A 692-nucleotide genomic window follows, 5' to 3' on the forward strand; every position below is an offset into this window, starting at 1 on the left:
GTGGCCTGCAGGAAACCTGCCTTGGAACCGCAATCAAAGCGCTGGCCGCGGAAGCGATAGCCGTAAACAGGCACATCTTTTTCGATGTCCTGAGCAATGGCGTCGGTCAGCTGAATCTCGCCGCCCGCCCCCTGCTTCATCTTGTTGAGATTGCGCAGCACCGAGGGCTCAAGGATGTAACGGCCAATCACCGCCAGATTGGAGGGCGCCTCACCCATAGCCGGTTTTTCGACCATGCCACGGGCCTCGACCACGGATCCCATGTCGTTCTTCACATCCAGAACACCATAGGCACCAGCCTTTTCCGGTGCGACTTCCATCGCCGCAACCATGTTACCGCCGGTTTCAGCATAGGCCTCGACCATCTGCTTGAGACAGGGGGTTTCCGCCGCGATCACATCGTCGGGCAGGATTACCGCGAAGGGTTCGTTGGCGATCAGCCGCCGCGCGCACCAGACCGCATGGCCCAGACCCAGGGCCTGATGCTGGCGGATATAGGCGATGGCGCCGCTTTCCATATTGGTGTGCTTCAGAGTTTCGAGCAGCGCATCCTTACCTTTCTTGCGCAGCTCCTGCTCCAATATCGGGGCTTGGTCAAAATAGTCTTCCAATGCACCCTTGCCACGCGAGGTCACGAAGATGAATTCCTTGATCCCCGCCTCGCGAGCCTCGTCGATGGCATATTGCACCAG

At 59.0% G+C, this 692-nt stretch carries 1 protein-coding gene; it reads right to left on the reverse strand.

Annotated elements, in window-relative coordinates:
* The coding region (locus SM765_RS23005; protein WP_368981943.1) for a UTP--glucose-1-phosphate uridylyltransferase at positions 1 to 692 on the reverse strand (692 nt) is incomplete at both ends.

This window comes from Pseudophaeobacter sp. 1A09344 (assembly GCF_041008745.1).
Taxonomy (GTDB): domain Bacteria; phylum Pseudomonadota; class Alphaproteobacteria; order Rhodobacterales; family Rhodobacteraceae; genus Phycobacter; species Phycobacter gallaeciensis_A.